The organism is Salipiger sp. ABN3_019 (assembly GCF_056158605.1).
This window is the reverse complement of sequence record NZ_JBSWTP010000009.1, coordinates 899,432-919,850: the sequence shown is the minus strand read 5'-3', so window position 1 is coordinate 919,850 and position 20,419 is coordinate 899,432. Positions and strand designations below refer to the sequence as shown.

Sequence of the window (20,419 nt, the reverse complement as noted above, 5' to 3'; positions counted from 1 at the left end):
GCCTCACGCCCGCAGAGAATTTTATCCCACGTCACGCTAGCGCAAACGTATCTCGAGGGGCACATCCGACAGTTGATACCGATGCCATGACGTAACGGCGCGATTCCGTCCGTTCAGACCGGTTTGGGCTCTTTGCTGGGCGCGGGGTTCAGCACGCCGAGCGGATTGGGCACGCGGACTTTCTCGCTCAGCCCGGTGCGTTGCGGCGGGTAGCGCTTTGAGGCGCGCACCATCAGAACGCCGCCCGCCATCACCGCCGGAACGGTGCGGCCGATCCGCTCCCAGATCGGCGCGGTCTTCATCCAGAAGCGGCGGGTCGAGGGCGGCTGATAAAGCACCGAGGCGTGCGACACCCGGAGGAAGTCATGCGCCCGAAGCTGCGCGTCGAGCTGGCTTAGCGAATAGGGCCTGCCCTGCCCGAAGGGCGTCGTCTCGGATCGCGCCCAGAGCCCCGAGCGATTGGGCACGATGAACAGCACCTCGCCGCCCGGCCCCAGCGTGCGATAGCACTCGTCCAAAAGCGCGGTCACATTGGTGCAGGTTTCCAGCCCATGCATCACCACCAGCCGGTCCAGATGGCCCGTCTCCACAGGCCAGAGCATCTCTTCGGTGAGCACCGAGACATTGGGCATTCCGGCGGGCCAGCGCATCACCCCCTGCGGTGCGGGCATCAAAGCGGTGACGCGCCGCGCCTGCGCAAGATAGGGCCGCAGCACCGGCACGGCGAAACCGTAGCCCGCCACATTCAGCCCCTGCGCCTCGGGCCAGAGTTGCAGCACCTGATCGCGCAGGGCACCGCGCGCCGCGCGCCCCAGCGCACTGCGATAATAGAAGTCGCGGAGCGCCTGCACATCTGGATGCATTGCGGGTCGTCGTCCCTTGCGTCACTCTTGGGGGCCAGTCTGTCAAAGCCTTGAAGGAAAAGCCATGCCTCTCGACGTCGTCACCGTCCCCTGCCTTTCGGACAATTATGCCTATCTGGTGAACGGTCCCGAGGGTGTCATCCTGATCGACGCTCCCGAGGCGGGTCCGATCGAAGCAGAACTCAACTCGCGCGGCTGGAGCCTGAGCACGATTCTCATCACCCACCACCATCACGACCACGTCGAGGGAATCGCACCGCTGAAGGCGCGCTACGGCTGCACGGTCATCGGCCCCCGCGCCGAAGCCGCAAAGATCGACGGGCTGGATCAGCTCGTGGGTGGGGGCGACGAGTTCTCTGTGGATGGCGTCGGCGTGCATGTGATCGACGTGCCGGGCCACACGCTGGGCCATGTGGCCTTTTACATGCCGCAGGCCGAGGCGGTGTTCACCGCAGACAGCCTCATGGCGCTTGGCTGCGGACGGCTGTTTGAAGGGGATGCCGCGATGATGTGGGCCTCGATGCAGCGCCTGATCGCCCTGCCGCCGGAGACCACCGTTTACTCGGGTCACGAATACACTTCCGGAAACGCACGTTTCGCGCTTACTATTGAACCTCAGAACGCTGCGCTTAAATTGCGTAGTGACGCCATCGCCAAAGCCCGGACAGAGGGGCGACCAACCGCCTCCTGCGTGCTGTCCGAGGAACTGGCCACCAACCCTTTCCTACGCCCGGATTTGCCCGCGATCCGCGAAACACTCGCGATGACCGGGGCAGATGATGTGTCGGTATTCGCCGAGATCCGAGCCCGGAAGGACCGCTTCTAAGCCGCCACATTTCACGCCACGTTGCGACAAACGCGTTAAATGTGAGCGCCGCAAGCTTAGAAAACACTTGAAGGATGGTCCGTATCGACCAAACTTTAACGGTAAGAGGCAATGTTGGGCCTGTGCCCGACGCAGACAAGAAGGAGCACGCCGTGCCTTCATTCTCGAACACTCTTGAGCAGGCAATTCACTCGGCCCTGGCGCTGGCGAACTCCCGCAGCCACGAATTTGCGACGCTCGAGCACCTTCTTCTGGCCCTGATCGACGAACCCGACGCCGCCCGCGTGATGAAAGCCTGCTCGGTGGACACCGAGGAGCTGCGCACCACGCTGGTGGAATTCATCGACGAGGACCTTTCCAACCTCGTGACCGACGTCGAAGGCTCGGAGGCGGTGCCGACCGCCGCGTTCCAGCGCGTGATCCAGCGCGCCGCCATCCACGTCCAAAGCTCGGGCCGTACCGAGGTGACCGGGGCGAACGTGCTCGTCGCCATCTTCGCCGAGCGCGAGAGCAATGCCGCCTACTTCCTGCAAGAGCAGGACATGACGCGCTATGATGCGGTCAACTTCATCGCCCACGGCGTGGCGAAAAACCCGGCCTACGGCGAAAGCCGCCCGGTGAGCGGCGCGCAGGACAATGAGGAAGAGGCCAAGGCCGAAACCACGCAGGCCGCCGACAACAAGGAATCGGCGCTGGCGAAATACTGCGTCGACCTCAACGCCAAGTCCCGCAAGGGCGATGTCGATCCGCTGATCGGCCGCGAATCCGAGGTCGAGCGCTGCATTCAGGTGCTCTGCCGCCGCCGCAAGAACAACCCGCTGCTGGTGGGCGATCCCGGCGTGGGCAAGACCGCCATCGCTGAGGGTCTCGCGCGCAAGATCGTCAACGGCGACACCCCCGAGGTGCTGTCGAACACCACGATCTACTCGCTCGACATGGGCGCGCTGCTGGCGGGCACCCGCTACCGCGGCGATTTCGAAGAGCGGCTCAAGGCCGTGGTGACCGAGCTTGAAGAGCATCCCGACGCGGTTCTCTTCATCGACGAGATCCACACGGTGATCGGTGCCGGGGCCACCTCCGGCGGCGCCATGGATGCCTCCAACCTGCTGAAGCCCGCGCTTCAGGGCGGCAAGCTTCGCACCATGGGCTCGACCACCTACAAAGAGTTCCGCCAGCACTTCGAAAAGGACCGCGCGCTCAGCCGCCGGTTCCAGAAGATCGACGTGAACGAGCCTTCGGTCGATGATGCGGTGAAGATCCTCAAGGGCCTCAAGCCCTACTTCGAAGAGCACCACTCGGTGAAATACACGCAGGATGCGATCAAGTCGGCGGTCGAGCTTTCGGCCCGCTACATCAATGACCGCAAGTTGCCCGACAAGGCGATCGACGTGATCGACGAAGCCGGCGCAGCGCAGCACCTTGTGGCCGAGAGCAAGCGTCGCAAAACCATCGGCGCCAAGGAGATCGAGGATGTCGTGGCCAAGATCGCCCGCATCCCCCCGAAGAACGTCTCGAAGAACGACGCAGAGGTTCTCAAGGACCTCGAAGCGACGCTCAAGCGCGTGGTCTTCGGTCAGGACAATGCCATCGAGGCGCTGTCTTCGGCGATCAAACTTGCCCGTGCCGGCCTGCGCGAACCCGAGAAGCCCATTGGCAACTACCTCTTCGCTGGCCCGACCGGCGTCGGCAAAACTGAGGTGGCCAAGCAGCTTGCAAGCTCGCTGGGCGTCGAACTCCTGCGCTTCGACATGTCCGAATACATGGAGAAACACGCGGTCAGCCGTCTGATCGGTGCGCCTCCGGGCTATGTCGGCTTCGATCAGGGTGGCCAGCTCACCGATGGCGTGGATCAGCACCCGCACTGCGTGCTTCTGCTCGACGAGATCGAGAAGGCGCACCCGGATGTCTACAACATCCTGCTGCAGGTGATGGACCACGGCTCGCTGACCGACCACAACGGGCGCACGGTGGATTTCCGCAACGTGATCCTCATCATGACCTCGAACGCGGGTGCCGCGGAACAGGCCAAGGCGGCCATCGGCTTCGGTCGCGACCGCCGCGAGGGCGAGGACACCGCCGCCATCGAGCGGACCTTCACGCCGGAATTCCGCAACCGTCTCGACGCGGTGATCAGCTTCCAGCCGCTGCCCAAAGAGGTCATCCTCTCGGTGGTCGAGAAGTTCGTGCTGCAACTCGAAGCGCAGCTCATGGATCGCAACGTGTCGATCGAGCTCACCAAGCCGGCGGCCGAATGGCTGGCCGACAAGGGCTATGACGACAAGATGGGCGCACGTCCGCTGGGCCGCGTGATCCAGGAAAACATCAAGAAGCCGCTGGCCGAGGAACTGCTCTTTGGCAAGCTGGTCAAGGGCGGTCTGGTCAAGGTCACCGTCAAGGACGACAAGCTGGTGCTGAAGACGGAAGGGCCGGACAAGCTCCGCCTCTCCTCGCGCAAGCCGCCGCTTCTGACCGCCGACTGACGCCAGACGGCATCGCAAACGCGGTATCGCAAAAAATGTCCCCGCCGGTCCGCCCGGCGGGGATTTTTTGTGCCCGGCGCCCGCCCCCTGCCCGCAGTTCCGGCTGCCACCCGGCGACAGGCCGTGGACGGTGGAAGAGAAGGCCGCGCTCTTTGACGACATGCTGGCCTATGTCGCCAGCTACCGCCTCGAAGGCGACAGGGTGATCCATGAGGTCGACGGCGCGTTGAACCCCAAATGGCAGGGGGCACTCGAGCGGCCCTTCACGCTCGCGGGCGACCGGCTGGTGATCAGCGGCGCGCCCGGCACGGACCCCGCCACCGGCGAAGAGGTCATCTACCGCATGGAATTCATCAAGGACTGAGCCGCGATTCCCGCGACAGCCGTCTTACTTCTCGGTCAGCTTCAACTCGATCCGGCGGTTCTGGGCGCGCGCCTCGGCGGTGTCCGCCGGGTTGATCGGCTGGAACTGCCCGAAGCCATTGGCCGAGAGCCGCTGCGGCGGAATGCCCTCGTTCTCGACCATGTAGCGCACCACCGACAGCGCCCGCGCCTGGCTCAACTCCCAGTTGTCGGCAAAGGGCGCGCCGGGACGCAGCGGCGTGTCATCCGTGTGCCCGTCGACCCGCAGGATCCAGTTCAACCCCGGCGGAATCTCCTGCGCGATGGTGCGGATCAGCCCGGCGACCTTGGCAATCTCCTGCTCGCCCGCAACCGAAAGCTGCGCGCCGCCCGGCGGGAACAGCACCTCTGACGAGAAGACGAAACGGTCACCCTCAATGCGGATGCCCTCCTGATCGCCCACAACCTCGCGCAGACGCCCGAAGAACTCCGAACGGTAGCGCTCCAGATCCTGCGCCTGCGCCTCGAGCCGCTTGCGCTCGGCCTCTTCAAGCTGTCGGCGCTTGCGCTCTTCGGCGGCGACCCGCGCCAGCGCGGCGTTGAGGTCGGTCCCGAGGTTCTGGATCTGCACCTGCGCCTCGGCATCCTTCTCGCGGCTCTCGTCGAGCAGCCCCTGCAGTTGCGACAGTTGCGTGCGCAGCGCGGCCACCTGTTGGTTCAGCAGTTCCGACTGTTTCTGCGCGGCACTCGCCCGCGCCTCGCTGTCCTGAAGCTCCGAGCGCGCCTGCGCCAGCAGCGCCTGCTGGCGTTCGTCCTCGCTCAGCCCCTCCGAGAGCTTGGCTTCCGCCGTGGCCTTTGCGGCCAGCGCCGCGGCAAGCCGCTCCTGCACTTGTTTGGCATCAAGCTCCACATCGCTCTGCGCGGCCAACGCCTCGGCCAGTTTCACCTCGGCGGCCTCGCGCGCGCGGCGTGCCGCGGCCAGATCGCTGCGCAGCGCGGCCATCTCGCCCGCGGCGCTATCGCCCGCGTCCTGCGCCTGCGCCAGCTGCGTTTCGAGCGAGGCAACGCGCGCCTCCAGCGCGTCGGAATCATCCGCCGCCAGCGCCGCCGCAAGCCGGGCGGTCAGTTCCTCGCGGCCCTGCCGCGCGGCGGCCAGAAGCGTCAGCGTGTCCTCGGCCTGCTTGCGCTCTTGCTCCAGCGCCAGCGTCATCGAGGTCAGTTCGGCCTGCGCGCCTTCGAGCCGCTTGCGCAGCGCGGCGGCGGCCTCTGCCTCGGCCAGACGCTGCTGTTCCTCTTCGGAAAGATCGTCCTGCAGCTCGCTCACCTGCGCGGTCAGCCCGCCCAGTTGCTGCTCCTTGTCGGCGTTCTGCGCGCGCAGATCGGCCACCAGCGCCTCGAGCGCCTCGCGCTTGGCGGCGGCAAGCCGTGCCGCCTCCTGCTGCGCGTCCATCTCGGAGCGGGCCGAGGCCAGCGCGGTCTCCAGCGCATCGCGCTCGGAACTGAGGCTGTCGCGCTCCTGCGAGAGATCCGCCACGGTGCCGCGCGCATCGTCACGCTCGGCAATCAGCGAGGCGACCTGCTCTTCGAAAGAGGCGATCCGCCCCTGCTGCTCGTCGCGCTGCGCGGTCAGCGAGGCGATGATCGAGCGCTGCTCTGCCAGTTGCGCCTCGGTGTCGGTCAGGGTGGATTCCAACTCGCCAAGCTGGTTGGTTAGCGCGGTATTGCGCCGCTCCTGCAGCCCAAGCGCCTGCGACAGCGAGGCGATCTCGCCGGTCAGACTGTCAAGCTCGCTCTCCTGCCCGGTGATGGTCTCGCGCAGCACGAACTGGATCACCATGAAGATGGTGAGCACGAACATCAGCACCAGCAGAAGACCGGTCATCGCATCGACGAAACCGGGCCAGATGTTGGCCTGAAGACGGGCCCCGGTGCGGCGCGACAGAGCCATGGATCAGCCCTCGGTCCCGCCGGAACGGGCCGGGCCGGGACGCACGGCGCGCACCTGCGGCGCTTGCGGGCGGGCGATCTGCCCAATGGCGCGGGTCAGCGTCGCCAGATCGGTGCGCAGTTCGGCCATGCTTTCCTGACGGCCCGCCGCCACCTCTTCGAGAAGCCGCAGCATCTGCACGTCGATCGAGCGCAGACGCATGCGGCTTTCGGCATCCAGCCCCTCGGCGCTCTCGCGGCTTTCCAGCACTTCGATCAGCTTTTCCTGCCCCTCGGCAATACGGGCCAGAGAGTTCGAGGACGGCGCCGTGGCTTCCAGCCGCTCGGTCATCCGCTCGATGGAATCGGCCAGTTGCCCGAGCCGCCCCTCGATCTCCATCCGGCCCTGCTCACTCTCGGCATAGAGGGCGGTCATCCGGCCCATCTGATCGTTCATCTGGTCGAGCACCATGCCGATCAGCGCCTCGTCACCGCCGCCCTCGCCTTCGCCAGAGGAGAAGCTGAGCTTGGTGATCGAGCTGAGCCATTCTTCAAGCTCGCGGTAAAAACGGTTCTGCCCGTGCCCGGCGAAAAGCTCCAGCAGCCCGACGATCAGCGAGCCGGCAAGACCCAGCAGCGACGAGGCGAAAGCCACGCCCATGCCGCCCAACTGCCCCTCGAGCCCGCTCATCAGGCGCGAGAAGGTCTGCACCCCGCTCTCGCCCTCTTCCGGCACAAGGCTGCGGATCGTGTCGACCAGCGCGGGCACCGTCGTGGCCAGCCCGTAGAAAGTGCCCAGCAGGCCAAGGAAGATCAGCAGCGAGACGATGTAGCGGGTGATCTCGCGCGCCTCGTCGATCCGCGTGGCCACGGAGTCGAGGATCGAACGCGTCGAGGTGGTGGTGATCTGCAGCCGCTTGTCATGCCGCCGCAGCAGCGCCGCCAGCGGCGCCAGCAGGCGCGGCGGGCGGGCGCCCGCGTCGCGGCCCGAGGCAAACCCTTCGATCCAGCGCACCGAAGTGATCAGCTGCGCCACCTGCAGGAAACAGGCCAGAACCCCCAGCACGAACACGAACAGGATGAAGCCGTTGAGATAGGGGTTCGACTGGAACACCGGCAACACGCGCGGCAGCACCAGAAAGGCCCCCGCGCCGCAGAGGCCGAGCACCGCCAGCATCAGCAGGATCTGGCGGACGGGTTGGCTGAAATGGGCCTCTGCCTCGAGGTCGCGTCGGTCCATTACGGGCACCTGATCAAAGCGAAAATTCCGCTTTTCAGCCTAAGGGTTCGCCCCAATCAAGCCAAGCCGTTATCCACAAGCGCACGAACACGTTCCGTCAACCAGTGCAACTCGGCATCAGGAATGCCCAGATGTTCCAGATGCGCCGTGGTGTTGTAGAGATATTCGGTGTTCGGCCCGCGTCCGCCGATGGCCTGCGCGATGATCCGCGCCTGCTCTTCAAGGTCCAGCCCGCCGCAGTACTGCACGTGGTCGGGATCGATGATATAGGTCACCGCCTCCACCTCGCGCCCGTCCTGCAGCACCAGCGGCAATGTTGCCTCGTAATAGGCCGCCGAGACCAGTTCACGATCACGCAGATAGGCCAGCGTCGGCCCCTCGGTGCCCGGCTGGGCGCGCAGCGCCAGCCCCTCGCAAGAGGCCTCGTGCTCCGCATCCAGCGCCAGCACCAGCCCCGGCGCCTCGGGGGTGCCGCGGTGGTGGATCGAGCGCATGCAGAACGAGCGGCGATAGCCCGGCAGCGTGGCATGCGCGCTCTCCGCCACGGGAAAGCCGGGGTTCCAAAGAAGTGAGCCGTATCCGAAGACCCAAAGCGCCATCATTCTGGTCCTTTCCGCATGCCAGCTGTAAACACCAAACGGTTGCTTCGGAAAAGGGGGGCGTTGCGGTGAAGAAACTTGCAATTGCGGTGATCGTGGCCGCGCTGGCGTGGTCGGGCTTCTGGTTCGTGTCCGCCCATTTCGAGCGCAAGGCGATCGACAGCTGGATGGAGGCGCGCCGCGCCGAGGGCTGGACCGCCACCTATGACGATCTGACCATCAAGGGCTTTCCCAACCGCATGGACGCGCGGCTGAGCGGGCTGGTGCTGGCAAGCCCGGACGGGCTGCGCTGGGAGGCGCCCTTCGTCGATATCTACCGGTTGGTCTACAACTTCGGGCATGAGATCCTCGCCTTCCCGCCGCAGATGACCGTCACCACCGAGATGGGCGAGACGCAGGTCGCTTCGGACGGGATGCGCGCCAGCTTCATCCACGAGGGCGACACCGTGGTGCGCGCCAATTTCGAAAGCCAGACGCTCAACCTCACCGGCGCCACCACCGCCGCGCTGGCCGGTCTGACCGCCGCGCTCACCCGCGACGAGGAGGCCGAGACCAGCTACCGCATCGCCGTCGGCGCCGATGCCATCGCAGGCTCTGGCGGGCGCGTGGCCGATGCCATCCGGCTGGATGCGGGGTTCGACACCGATTTGCCGCTGCGCGTCGGCCAGCAGTCCGGTCCGCACCCACAGCCCACCCGCGTCGATCTGCGGCTGGCCGAGTACAAGGTGGACGACCTGCAGCTGAAAGTGGCCGGCGAGGTGGATATCGACGACCGGGGCCGGATGGATGGCGAGGTTACCGTGAAGGCGGTGAACTGGCGCGAGATGATCGCCATGGCGCAGCAGAGCGGCCAGCTGCCCGAGAATATGGCACAGATGCTCGAGGACGGGCTTGGCCTGATCGCCGGTCTTTCGGGCAACCGCGAGACGCTGGACCTGCCGCTGACCCTCGACGAGGGCCGCGCCCGTCTCGGCCCGATCCCGCTGGGCGAGGCCCCGCGGCTGCGCTTCCCCTGAGCCGCCTCTCCCCGAACCCTGCCCGAGCCCTGCCTGCCCGCGCGCCACGCTTGCGTAGCGCGCGAAACGGGGGAAGAGTGCTGGCATGACCGACGCCACCGCCCCCCATACTGCCCCCCGTTCCGCCCCCGGGTCCGAAACTGGCCTCGAAAACCGTATTGCCGAGAAGCGCGACGATCTGATCGCCCTCACGCAGGATCTCGTGCGCATCCCCACGCTGAACCCGCCGGGTCAGTATTACCGCGACATCTGCGAGTATCTGCAGCGCCGCCTTGCCGCGCGCGGCTTCGACTGCACGTTGGTGCGCGCCGAGGGCGCCCCCGGCGACAGCGAGAAAAACCCGCGCTGGAATCTCGTCGCCCGCCGCGAGGGCACGCGCCCCGGCGAGTGCGTGCATTTCAACTCGCATCACGACGTGGTCGAGGTGGGCAGCGGCTGGACCCGCGATCCCTTTGGCGGCGCGCTCGAGGGCGATCGCATCTACGGGCGCGGCACCTGCGACATGAAGGGCGGGCTCGCCGCCTCGGTGATCGCGGTGGAGGCCTTTCTCGAAGCCCATCCCGATTTTTCCGGCGCGGTAGAGATCAGCGCCACGGCGGACGAGGAATCCGGCGGCTACGGCGGCGTCGCGCATCTGGCCAAGGAGGGCTGGTTCGCCCCCAGCCGCGTGCAGCATGTGATCATCCCCGAGCCGCTCGACAAACACCGCATCTGCCTTGGCCATCGGGGCGGCTGGTGGGCCGAGATCGAAACCAAGGGCGAGATCGCCCATGGCTCGATGCCCTTCCTCGGCGATTGCGCCATCCGCCACATGGGCGCCGTTCTGGAGGCCTTCGAGCAGACTTTGTTCCCGGCTATGGCCGCCCGCACCACCGACATGCCCGTGGTCCCCGAGGGCGCGCGCAATTCGACGATGAACATCAACTCGATCCACGGCGGCCAGCCCGAAGAGCACGAGGGGCTTCCGGCCCATTGCGTCCCGGACAGCTGCCGCATCGTGATCGACCGCCGGTTTCTGATCGAGGAAACGGTCGAGGGTGTGCAGGATGAGGTGATCGCGCTGCTGGACGACCTGAAATCCCGCCGTCCGCAGTTTGATTACGAAATACGGGAACTCAACCGGGTCATCCCCTCGATGACCGACAAATCCGCCCCGGTGGTCACCACGGTCGCCGAGGCGATCCGCGAAGTGCTGGGACAGGATCCCACGTATGTCGCCTCCCCCGGCAGCTACGACCAGAAGCACATCGACCGCATCGGCAAGCTGAAAAACTGCATCGCCTACGGTCCCGGCGTGCTGGAACTGGCGCATAAGCCCGACGAGTGGATCGGCGTCACCGACATGCTCGACAGCGCCCGCGTCATGGGCCGCAGCCTGCAGCGGTTGCTGCTGCCCTGACCTCGCAGGCTTGCGCCCGCGGCGCGCTCCGGCCTGCCTCCGGCGGGGATATTTTCATCTAGACGAAGCGCAGGACATCCCCCCTTCGTCTAGACTGAAATATCCCGGGGGTCCGGGGGCCGCGCCCCCGGTCCGGCTTCAGCCAACGGCGATATTGTCGATCAGCCGCACGCCGCCCAGCCACGCGGCGGCCAGCAGCCGCGCCGGACGGTCGGGGCGGGTCAAAGGTGCCAGCCCGTCGGCGGCGCGCAGCTCGAGATATTCCACCTCCGAAAATCCGGCCTCCCGCAGCGCCGCCTCGGCCTGCGCGCGCACCGGGCCAAGGCTCTCGTCATCCAGCAGCCGTTCCGCCATTTGACGCATCACCCGGTTCAGCGCCGGTGCCGCGGCGCGGGTCTCGGGCGGCAGCAGCATGTTGCGCGAGGACAGCGCGAGGCCGTCCTCCTCGCGCACCGTGGGGCAGCCGATCACCTCGCAGGGGATATCGAGATCGCGGGCCATCCGGGTCACCACCTGCAGCTGCTGGTAGTCCTTCTCGCCGAAATAGGCGCGGTCGGCGAGCGTCTGCAAAAAGAGCTTGCTGACCACCGTCGTTACCCCGTCGAAATGCCCCGGCCGATGCGCGCCGCAGAGCCCCTCGGTCAGGCCGGTGACCGAGACCGTGGTGGCAAAGCCCTCGGGGTAGATCTGCTCGGAGCCCGGCGCATAGATCGCATCCACGGCAAAAGGCGCGAGCTTTTCGGCATCCGCCACTTCGGTGCGCGGATAATTCTCGAGGTCGGAGGCACTATTGAACTGCTTGGGATTGACGAAAATCGTCACGATCACCCGGTCGCAGTCCGTCTTGGCCGCCTCGACAAGGCTCAGATGTCCGGCGTGCAGCGCGCCCATGGTGGGCACCACGCCTGTGGTTTCGCCAGCGCGTTTCCAGCCCAGCACCGCCTCGCGCAGCGCTGCCTTGGTTCGCAGAATGGGGATCATGACGTCTTCTCCGGTGCGTCCTCGGCAAAGACATGCTCGGCGCCGGGAAACTCCCGCGCGCGCACCTCTGCCGCATATTCCTCGATCGCCGCTTCCGCCTGATGGCCAAGCGCCGCGTAGCGTTTCACGAACTTGGGCTTGAAGGCGGTGAAGGCACCCAGCATGTCGTCGACCACGAGGATCTGCCCGTCGCAGCCCGCCGAGGCGCCGATGCCGATGGTCGGGATCGGCACATCCGCGGTCACCCGGTCGGCTAGCGCCGCAGGGACCTTTTCCAGCACGACGGCAAAGGCTCCGGCCTCGGCCACGGCGCGCGCATCGTCGATCAGCGCCGCCGCGGCGGCGCCGCGGCCCTGCACTTTATAGCCCCCCAGCGTGTTGATCGACTGCGGCGTCAGCCCCACATGCGCCATCACCGGGATGCCGCGCTGCACAAGAAACTGGATGGTCTCGGCCATGCTCACGCCGCCTTCGAGCTTCACCGCCGCGGCGCCGGTCTCGGCCATGATCCGCGCGGCATTGCGAAACGCCTGGCTCGGGCCTTCCTCGTAGCTGCCGAAGGGCATGTCGACGACCATCATCGCCTTGCTCAGCCCGCGCTTCACCGCCTGCCCATGCAGGATCATCATCTCGAGGGTCACTCCCAGCGTCGAGGGCAGCCCGTGCAGCACCATGCCGACGGAATCGCCCACCAGCACAAAGTCGCAATGGGCGTCCATGGCTTGCGCCATGGGGGTGGTATAGGCGGTGAGGCTGACCAGCGGCACACCGCCCTTGCGGGAACGGATATCGTCGGGCAGCGGGGCGCTCTTGCGCGCGGTTGCGCTCATGGCTGTCTCCTCTCCACGGCAGCTTGGCGAACGGGCTGGCGCCACTTAGCAGGCCGCGCGGCACCGATCCAGCCTCAATCCCGAACGGTCCCCCCGGCGCGGCGGTGCAGCGCCTTGCACTGACACGGCAATTGCGCTCAGTCTGGGGCGACGCCCGCCCTTCTGTTCCGCGAAAGGACCCCGCCTTGATGACCCGCCTCAGCCTCTCTCTTGCCGCGCTGTTGCTCGGCAGCACCGCCGCGCTTGCGCAGCAGGACGATCTGATCATCGCGCTGCAGCTGGAGCCGCCGCATCTCGATCCCACATCGGCCGCCGCCGGGGCGATCGACTCGGTGCTCTATTCCAACGTCTTCGAGGGGCTGACGAAATTCGGCGAAGATGGCTCCATCCAGCCGGGCCTTGCGGAAAGCTGGGACATCTCGGAGGACGGCACCGGCTACACCTTCCACCTGCACGATGGCGTCACCTTCCATGATGGCAGCACGATGGACGCCGAGGATGTGAAGTTCACCCTCGACCGGGCCCGCGCCGAGGACAGCCAGAACGCGCAAAAGGCGCTGTTCTCCGGCATTTCGGAGGTGACGGTGACCGACCCGCGGACCGTCGAGGTCACCCTGTCCGAGCCGGATGGAGCGTTCCTGTTCAACATGGCCTGGGGCGACGCGGTGATCGTCGCGCCCGAAAGCGTCGGCGACATCAAGACCGCGCCGGTGGGCACCGGCCCCTTCGCCTTCGACACATGGGTGCAGGGCGACCGGATCGGGCTCAAGCGCTATGAGAGCTATTGGGGCGAGGCACCGGCGCTGAGCCACGCCACTTTCCGCTTCATCTCGGACCCGAGCGCGGCCTTCGCGGCGATGATGGCGCAGGACATTGACGCTTTCGCCGGCTACCCGGCACCCGAGAACCTCGCGCAATTCGAGGCTGACCCGCGCTTTCAGGTGTTGGTGGGCTCGACCGAGGGCCAGACGATCCTCGCGATGAATAATGGTGCCGAGCCCTTCGACGATCCGCTGGTACGCGAGGCGGTGGCCCATGCCATCGACCGGCAGGCGATCATCGACGGCGCCATGTTCGGCCTCGGCACGCCGATCGGCACGCATTTCGCGCCGCATAATCCCGATTACGTCGATCTGCTGGACCTGTCGGGGTACGATCCCGAAAAGGCCCGAACGCTGCTCGAGGACGCGGGCTATCCCGACGGGTTCACCACCACGCTGAAACTGCCGCCGCCCTCCTACGCGCGCCGCGGCGGCGAGATCATCGCCGCGCAGCTGCGCGAGATCGGCATCCAGACCGAGATCACCAACCTCGAATGGGCGCAATGGCTCGAAGAAGTGTTCCGCGGCAAGGATTTCGGCCTGACCATCGTCAGCCATACCGAGCCGATGGACATCAACATCTACGCCCGGCCCGATTATTACTTCCAATATGACAACCCGGCGTTTCAGGATCTGATGGCGCAGCTCACCGCCACCACCGATCCGGCGGCGCGCTCCGAGCTGCTGAAGCAGGCGCAGAGCATGATCGCCGAGGATCACGTCAACGGCTTCCTGTTCCAGCTGGCCTTCCCGACCATCGCCGATGCGCATCTGCGCGGGCTCTGGCAGAACCAGCCGACGCAGGCGACCGATCTGACCGGTGTCTACTGGGACGAGTGACGCAACGCCGGGGGCGCTGCCCCCGGACCCCCGGGATATTTCAGTCTAGACGAAGGAGGAACGTCCTGCGCTTCGTCTAGATGAAAATATCCCCGCCGGAGGCAGGCCGGGGCACGCCAAAGAGTGGGCGCTCAGGCGACCAGGCGCTCGGCTTTCTTCAGATCCACCGACACCAATTGGCTCACGCCTTGTTCCTGCATGGTGACACCGAAGAGGCGGTCCATCCGGCTCATGGTCACCGCGTGGTGGGTGATGATCAGGAACCGCGTGTTGGTGCGCCGGCACATCTCGTCGAGCAGGTCGCAGAAGCGCGTGACATTGGCGTCGTCGAGCGGCGCGTCGACCTCGTCGAGCACGCAGATCGGCGCCGGGTTCGCGAGGAACACCGCGAAGATCAGCGCCAGCGCGGTCAGCGTCTGCTCGCCGCCCGAGAGCAGCGAGAGCGTCGAGAGCTTCTTGCCCGGCGGCTGGCACATGATCTCAAGCCCGGCCTCGAGCGGGTCGTCGCTTTCGACCATCACGAGGTTGGCCTCGCCGCCGTTGAAGAGATGGGTGAAGAGCATCGAGAAATTGCTGTTCACCTGCTCGAAGGCGGTCAGCAGCCGCTCGCGGCCCTCGCGGTTCAGCGACGAGATGCCCGAGCGCAGCGTGCGCACTGCCTCTTCGAGGTCGGTCTTCTCCTGCACCAGCGTGTCATGCTCGCCGCGCACCTCGCGGGCGTCTTCCTCGGCCCGCAGGTTGACCGCGCCGAGCGCGTCGCGCTGGCGCTTGAGACGGTTCACATCGGCCTCGATCTCTTCCGAGCCGGGCATGTCGGAGGGCGCGATGTCAAGCCGCGCCAGCAATTTCTCGGGCGTGGTCTCCTGCTCTTCCTCGATGCGCTCGGCAGCCGCGGTCACGGTCTCGCGCGCCGCGTCCACACGCGCCTCCGCTCCGGCCCGCGCCTCGCGCGCCTCAGAAGCGGCGCGTTCCGCATCGCGCTCGGCGGCAATCGCCGCGCGCATGGCGCTTTCGGCGGCGGCCAGCATGTCCGAGGCGGCGCTGCGGCGCTCTTCGGCCTCTTCGATCGAGCGCGCCAGTTCGTCGCGCTTGGCCGCAAGCTCATCGGGCACCGCCTGCGCCTCGATGAGTTCGCGCTCGTGGCCGCGGCGGCGCTCGTCGAGTTCGGCGCTGCGCTTCTCGGCGGTCTCCAGCCGGTGGCGCCAGCCCGACAGCTCCTTGGTGACGCTCTGCTGGCGCGCGGTGCGGGCCTCGCCCTCGCGGCGCAGCTCGTCATGAGCCGAGCGCCGGGTCATCATGGTCATCCGGGCCGCCTCGACGGTCATCCGCACGTCCTCGGCCACGGCGCGGGCGCTTTCCAGATCGCCCAGTTCCGCAAGGCCGCGCTCGGCCTCGACCACCTGCTGGCGCGCCGTCGTGGCCTCGTCATCATGGCGGCTGACCGCCAGCGCCGCGCTCTCCAGCCGGCTCTCGGCCATGCTGCGCTCGCTTTCGGCGCGATTGAAGGCGCGCATCGCCTCGTTGACCTCGCGGTCGGCCTCGCGCCGGGTCTCGCGCGCCACCTTGTCGGCGCGGGTCAGCTCTGCCAGCCGCGCGACCAGCGCGTCATGGGCGGTGCGCATGCCCTCCACCCGCGACTCCGTCTCGGCCATCTCGCGCTTCAGCCCCTCCAGCCGGTTGAGCTGTTCGAGCCGCAGCGCCGCGGCGGAGGGCGCATCCTCGGACCACGCCCGGTAGCCATCCCAGCGCCAGAGATCGCCGTCGCGGCTCACCAGCCGCTGGCCCGGCTGCAGAAGATGCTGCAGCGCATTGCCCTCGTCGGGGTCCACAAGGCCGATCTGGCTCATGCGGCGGATCAGCACGTCGGGCACCGAGACATGGTGCGACAGCGCGGTGACCCCCCGCGGCAGCGGCTGCTCGTCGGCGTAGCGCGGCAGTTCGAACCAGCCCGAGGGGCCATCGTCGGCCACTTCCGGCGCGCGCAGATCATCTGAAAGCGCAGCACCAAGCGCCTTTTCAAAGCCCTGCTCCACCTGCAACCGGTCGAGCACCTGCCCGCCCTCGGCGGTGTCGCGCTCCAGGAGCCGCGAGAGCGCCGCAACCTCGGCGCTGAGCGCGCTCAACTCGCCCTCGGCCTCGGAGCGTTCGGCGCGGGCCTCGGCCTCGCGGGTCTGGCAATCGGTACGCGCCTCATCGGCCTGCAACAGCAAGTCCTCGGCGCGGGCAGCCATGGCCTGCGCCTCTTCGGAGCGTTCCTGCGCCTCTTCCATCGCCGAGGTGGCCTGCGCCAGACGCCCGCGCGCCTCGGCCACCGCATCGCGTGCCTTGCCCGCTTCGGCATCGTGGCGCGCGAGGGTCTTGCGCACATCCGCCAGATAGCGCTGCGCTGACTGGTGGCGGGCGGCGAGACGGGCCACATCCTCGGTCTGCTGGGTCAGCGCGGCCTCACGCTCCTGCAGCACCGCCGACGCCTCGGAGGCCGCTTCGGAGGCTTCGGTCAGGCGCGCGTCATGGCCCTCGCCCGCCTTGGCAAGCTCGCGCGCCTCCCATTCGAGCCCCTCGATGGTTTCGCCCGCGTCGCGGTTGAGCGCGCCCTCGCGCTCCATGTCCTTGCCGATCTGCTCGATCCGGCGGGTCAGCGTTTCGATGGTGTCCTGCGCCCGCGCCTCCTGTTCGGCAAGCGCGTCGCGCTGCACCATGAGACGCTGCAGGATCGCCGCGGCGATGGCCTCTTCCTCGCGCAGGGGCGGCAGCGCCTCATCGCGCTCGGCGCGGGCGCGTTCGGCGGCGCGGGCGGCGCTTTCGGCCTGTGACGCGGCGGTAATCCGGGCGCGCAGCACGCTCTCGGCGGATTGCCGGGCCTCTTCGGCCTCCATCCAGCGGCGATAGAGCAGCACGCCCTCGGCCTGCCGCAGGTCGGTGCCAATGGCACGGTAGCGCGCCGCCTGTCGCGCCTGCCGGTCAAGCTGCTGCAGTTGCGCCGCCAATTGCTCGATCACGTCATCGACGCGCAGCAGGTTGGCCTCGGTGTTGTTGAGCTTCAGCTCCGCTTCGTGGCGGCGCTGGTAGAGCCCCGAGATGCCTGCCGCCTCTTCGAGGATACGGCGGCGGTTCTTCGGCTTGGCGTTGATCAGTTCCGAGATTTGCCCCTGCCGCACCAGCGCGGGCGAATGCGCCCCGGTCGAAGCGTCGGCAAACAGCATCTGCACGTCGCGGGCGCGCACGTCTTTCGCGTTGACCTTATAGGCCGAGCCGACGTCGCGGGTGATCCGGCGCACGATCTCAAGCTGGTCGGCTTCGTTGAAGCCGGCGGGGGCGAGACGGTCGCCATTGTCGATCGACAGCGAAACCTCGGCGAAGTTGCGGGCCGGGCGGGAATGCGCCCCGGCGAAGATCACATCTTCCATGCCCGCGCCGCGCATCGCCTTGGCACGGTTCTCGCCCATCACCCAGCGCAGCGCCTCCAGCAGGTTGGACTTGCCGCAGCCATTGGGTCCAACGACTCCGGTCAGCCCCTCGGAGATGACGAGGTCGGTGGGATCGACGAAGCTCTTGAAGCCCGTCAGTCGAAGACGTGTGAACTGCAAAGCGATGCCCCGATTCCGAAGTTATCCCCGAATTTGCCGTCTCGCACCGGGCCAAGTCAAACGCTTTGCCCCGGATGTGGCGGCCCTCTGCCAGTTGTCCACAAGATATTGCGTGGATTGCGCCTTATTTGTGGGTTGACCCCGGCGGAGGCCCCGCCAATATCCGACCCTATGGCCAGAGGAAAGCATCTATGTCGATAACCATCGCCCCCGTGTCTCCACGTGATCCGCGCGCCGAGGCGCTGCTGCTGGAGAGCCACGCGCTGATGGGGGCGCTGTTCCCGCCCGAAGAGAACTACTGCCTCGATATCGACGCGCTCTGCGCCCCCGAAATCACCTTTCTCGGGGCCGAAGAAAATGGCGTGCTGCTGGGCTGCGCCGCCATCGCGCGGGCCGAGGGCTATGCCGAGGTGAAATCCATGTTCGTCTCGCCCGAGGCGCGCGGGCTGGGGCTGGCGCGGCGCTTGCTGCAGCATCTCGAACGCACCGCGCAGGCGGAGGGCATTCCGCTCTTGCGGCTCGAGACCGGAGACAAGCTGCCAGCGGCTCTGGCGCTTTATGAGAGCACCGGATTTGCGCGGCGCGGCCCTTTCGGCGGCTATGTCGAGAACAGCTCGAGCCTGTTTTACGAAAAGACGCTCTGACCGCCTCTTGCAGCAGTTCACTCACAGGTCCTCCCCCTTGCGCCAAGGAAATTGCAGGCGGTGTGGCGGCCTTTCGGCTTCTTCGGAGGGGACCGACCGCCGCAGGATAAGCCCAGCTCGATCACCGACGGATCGCCCACCGCCCAGACCGGCACGCAGCCGCTGGCCCCAGCCACAGCGATCTGCGCAAGGCGTGCGACCTCGGCAAATTTCGGCGGCCACATCGGGCTGACCCGGATCGCCTCGGCCCGATCTTCACGCAGCCGCAAAACAATGCGCATCCCCTCGACCTCGGCCGCGATCGGCACCGCGCCAGCATAGCCCGCCCCGCCCATCTGCGCCGCGCAGGCGCCGCAGGACAGCAGGCCCGCCAGCGCCAGCAGACGGCGCAAAACCGGCGCACTGGGCCGCCGCAACCGCGCGCAACACCACTGCGCCATAGCTGCCAGCGCTACAAAGAGGATCGGCAAGTTCATGCGCAATCCTTTGTCAGAATTTGCTAATTCTTCGCTAACATTTCCGCTGTGGCCTTGCGTTCGTTCCGCGCCTGCGCCCAAACTGCGTCTGACGCAGGGTCATCCGACACCAATGCCACTGGCTGTGACAGCCGCCGAACCACGGAGACAGCCGATGACAGACGGTCCGTCCACGCCGACGCCGCGCAAGAAATGGGGCTGGATGCTGGTTTTGGGAGTGATCCTGATCCTCGGCGGGATCGGCGCACTCGTGCACCCGTTCGCGGCCTCGCTCACCGTGCTGACGATCTCGGCCATCGCCTTCATCATCGCCGGAGCGCTGCAACTTTGGATCGCTTTCAACGACGAAACCAGCCTCGGCGCGCGCCTCGCCGAAGCGTTGCTTGGCCTTCTGGTGCTGGCTTTCGGCGTGTTCCTGCTGGCGAACCCGCTGCGCGGGCTGGTGTCGCTCACATGGCTGATCGCGGCGTTCTTCCTCGCCCTCGGCGTGATGCGGATCGCCATCGGCCTGTCGGTCCGCGAGCGCACCGGATGGAGCTGGCTGGTCTTCGCGGGCGTGGTCTCGCTGGTGCTGGGCGTGCTGATCATGGCCACGCTGCCGGGCTCGGCGACCGGGCTGCTCGGGGTCTTTCTTGGGATCGACCTGATCAGTTCGGGCATCGGCGCGGCGCTGATCGCGCTGCACATGCGCAACCACTAGCCCGCGCGTCAGGGGTCAGAAATCGACCTCAACCCCCGGCAATTCCAGCGCCTTGACCAGCTCCCGCAGCTCCTGCCGCGCGGCCACATTCGAGATGTTGAGGTTGCCGACGCCGATATCTTTCAGGTCCAGCAGCGTCAGACCCCGGGGGAAAAGTTCACGGAAGATCACCCGCTCGTTGAAGCCGGGCGCGATGCGGAAGCCGATGCGCTTCGACAGCTTGGTCAGCGCCTTTTCCATCTTCATCTTGTTGACCATGTTCTGCGCCCCCAGCCGGTTGCGCAGCACCACCCAGTCGATCGGCTGAAGGCCGGCCTGCGCGCGCAGCTGGCGGGCGTTCCAGACCATCTCGGAATAGACCGAAGGGCCGAGGATCTTCTCGCCATCGCTGTCGATATGCGCCAGCAGGTCGAAATCGATGAAACTGTCGTTGAGCGGGGTGACCAGCGTGTCGGCCAGCGAATGCGCCACCTGGCTCAGCCGGGTGTGCGAGCCGGGGCAGTCGATCAGCACGAAGTCGCAATCGGTCTCGAGCTGCGCCACGGCAGCCGACAGGCGGTGATCAAAGGCGTTCTCGCCGGGCGCGAGCGCCTCGGGCTGCACCTCGGGCAGATCGAGATAGCGGGGAATGGCCAGCTCGATGCCTTCGCTTTCGCAAAAGCGGCGGCGGTTCTCGATGTAGCGGCCGACCGAGCGCTGCCGCAGGTCGAGATCGAGCGCGCCGGTGCGATGGCCCATGCGAACGAGGGCGGTTGCCAGATGCATCGAGACGGTGGACTTGCCTGCCCCGCCCTTCTCGTTCCCCACGACGATGATATGTGCCACGTTGTCCCCTCGACTGTCCGCCCA

At 66.9% G+C, this 20,419-nt stretch carries 17 protein-coding genes; 8 read left to right on the top strand and 9 right to left on the bottom strand.

Annotated features, from left to right (window positions below; all coding sequences use genetic code 11):
- Positions 1 to 113 precede the first annotated feature (113 nt).
- Entirely contained in the window at positions 114 to 863 is a 750-nt protein-coding gene (locus tag ACXAD2_RS12565; protein WP_475170427.1) for a class I SAM-dependent methyltransferase, read from the bottom strand.
- 64 nt (positions 864 to 927) lie between these two features.
- Between ACXAD2_RS12565 and gloB the strand changes: the two genes are divergently transcribed.
- The 3 genes from gloB (at position 928) to ACXAD2_RS12550 (ending at position 4,533) form a co-directional block, all read left to right on the top strand.
- Positions 928 to 1,689 (top strand): hydroxyacylglutathione hydrolase, encoded by a 762-nt coding sequence (gene gloB, locus ACXAD2_RS12560; RefSeq protein WP_475170424.1) that lies wholly within the window; start codon positions 928 to 930, stop codon positions 1,687 to 1,689.
- A 152-nt stretch (positions 1,690 to 1,841) separates the two neighbouring features.
- Positions 1,842 to 4,169 (top strand): ATP-dependent Clp protease ATP-binding subunit ClpA, encoded by a 2,328-nt coding sequence (gene clpA, locus ACXAD2_RS12555; RefSeq protein ID WP_066103925.1) that lies wholly within the window; start codon positions 1,842 to 1,844, stop codon positions 4,167 to 4,169.
- 130 nt (positions 4,170 to 4,299) lie between these two features.
- The gene (locus ACXAD2_RS12550) at positions 4,300 to 4,533 is read left to right on the top strand and encodes a lipocalin-like domain-containing protein (RefSeq protein WP_475170419.1); all 234 of its coding nucleotides are present in this window, start codon (positions 4,300 to 4,302) and stop codon (positions 4,531 to 4,533) included.
- A gap of 24 nt (positions 4,534 to 4,557) precedes the next feature.
- Here ACXAD2_RS12550 and ACXAD2_RS12545 read toward each other — a convergent pair whose 3' ends face one another.
- From ACXAD2_RS12545 to ACXAD2_RS12535, 3 genes are read right to left on the bottom strand one after another with little or no spacing between them, the layout of a single operon-like run.
- Positions 4,558 to 6,459 carry a peptidoglycan -binding protein gene (locus ACXAD2_RS12545; RefSeq protein WP_475170416.1) on the bottom strand — a complete coding sequence of 634 codons (1,902 nt, stop codon included), beginning with the start codon at positions 6,457 to 6,459 and terminating at the stop codon, positions 4,558 to 4,560.
- 3 nt (positions 6,460 to 6,462) lie between these two features.
- Positions 6,463 to 7,677 carry a biopolymer transporter ExbB gene (locus tag ACXAD2_RS12540; RefSeq protein ID WP_066103919.1) on the bottom strand — a complete coding sequence of 405 codons (1,215 nt, stop codon included), beginning with the start codon at positions 7,675 to 7,677 and terminating at the stop codon, positions 6,463 to 6,465.
- 56 nt (positions 7,678 to 7,733) lie between these two features.
- On the bottom strand, positions 7,734 to 8,276 hold the full coding sequence (locus ACXAD2_RS12535; protein WP_164180204.1) for a gamma-glutamylcyclotransferase: 543 nt from the start codon (positions 8,274 to 8,276) through the stop codon (positions 7,734 to 7,736).
- Between the two features lie 68 nt (positions 8,277 to 8,344).
- Between ACXAD2_RS12535 and ACXAD2_RS12530 the strand changes: the two genes are divergently transcribed.
- Together ACXAD2_RS12530 and ACXAD2_RS12525 are read left to right on the top strand one after the other, a co-directional pair.
- Positions 8,345 to 9,292, top strand: coding sequence for a DUF2125 domain-containing protein (locus tag ACXAD2_RS12530; RefSeq protein WP_475170412.1), 948 nt, complete (start codon positions 8,345 to 8,347; stop codon positions 9,290 to 9,292).
- 85 nt (positions 9,293 to 9,377) lie between these two features.
- On the top strand, positions 9,378 to 10,691 hold the full coding sequence (locus ACXAD2_RS12525) for an acetylornithine deacetylase/succinyl-diaminopimelate desuccinylase family protein (protein ID WP_475170409.1): 1,314 nt from the start codon (positions 9,378 to 9,380) through the stop codon (positions 10,689 to 10,691).
- A gap of 138 nt (positions 10,692 to 10,829) precedes the next feature.
- On the opposite strand, the gene panC is transcribed toward ACXAD2_RS12525, so the two are convergent.
- Positions 10,830 to 11,672, bottom strand: coding sequence for a pantoate--beta-alanine ligase (gene panC, locus ACXAD2_RS12520; RefSeq protein WP_475170406.1), 843 nt, complete (start codon positions 11,670 to 11,672; stop codon positions 10,830 to 10,832).
- Positions 11,669 to 12,502: a 3-methyl-2-oxobutanoate hydroxymethyltransferase gene (panB, locus tag ACXAD2_RS12515; RefSeq protein WP_475170404.1), complete on the bottom strand. Its 834-nt coding sequence runs from the start codon at positions 12,500 to 12,502 to the stop codon at positions 11,669 to 11,671. The genes panC and panB overlap by 4 nt, the downstream gene beginning before the upstream one ends.
- Before the next feature lie 188 nt (positions 12,503 to 12,690).
- Here panB and ACXAD2_RS12510 point away from each other — a divergent pair, with 188 nt between their 5' ends.
- Positions 12,691 to 14,163 (top strand): ABC transporter substrate-binding protein, encoded by a 1,473-nt coding sequence (locus ACXAD2_RS12510; protein WP_475170400.1) that lies wholly within the window; start codon positions 12,691 to 12,693, stop codon positions 14,161 to 14,163.
- A 131-nt stretch (positions 14,164 to 14,294) separates the two neighbouring features.
- On the opposite strand, the gene ACXAD2_RS12505 is transcribed toward ACXAD2_RS12510, so the two are convergent.
- Entirely contained in the window at positions 14,295 to 17,750 is a 3,456-nt protein-coding gene (locus ACXAD2_RS12505) for a chromosome segregation SMC family protein (protein ID WP_475170397.1), read from the bottom strand.
- Between the two features lie 191 nt (positions 17,751 to 17,941).
- On the opposite strand from ACXAD2_RS12505, the gene ACXAD2_RS12500 reads away from it, so the two are divergent.
- Entirely contained in the window at positions 17,942 to 18,394 is a 453-nt protein-coding gene (locus tag ACXAD2_RS12500; RefSeq protein ID WP_224905741.1) for a GNAT family N-acetyltransferase, read from the top strand.
- A 17-nt stretch (positions 18,395 to 18,411) separates the two neighbouring features.
- Here ACXAD2_RS12500 and ACXAD2_RS12495 read toward each other — a convergent pair whose 3' ends face one another.
- Complete coding sequence (locus tag ACXAD2_RS12495) at positions 18,412 to 18,870, bottom strand: hypothetical protein (protein ID WP_475170394.1); 459 nt, start codon at positions 18,868 to 18,870, stop codon at positions 18,412 to 18,414.
- Positions 18,871 to 19,024: 154 nt separating this feature from the next.
- Between ACXAD2_RS12495 and ACXAD2_RS12490 the strand changes: the two genes are divergently transcribed.
- Positions 19,025 to 19,570, top strand: a complete 546-nt coding sequence (locus ACXAD2_RS12490) for an HdeD family acid-resistance protein (RefSeq protein WP_475170391.1) — start codon at positions 19,025 to 19,027, stop codon at positions 19,568 to 19,570.
- Between the two features lie 15 nt (positions 19,571 to 19,585).
- Here the strand turns inward: ACXAD2_RS12490 and ACXAD2_RS12485 are convergent, their stop codons facing one another.
- Entirely contained in the window at positions 19,586 to 20,395 is an 810-nt protein-coding gene (locus ACXAD2_RS12485) for a division plane positioning ATPase MipZ (protein ID WP_066103899.1), read from the bottom strand.
- Positions 20,396 to 20,419 lie beyond the last annotated feature (24 nt).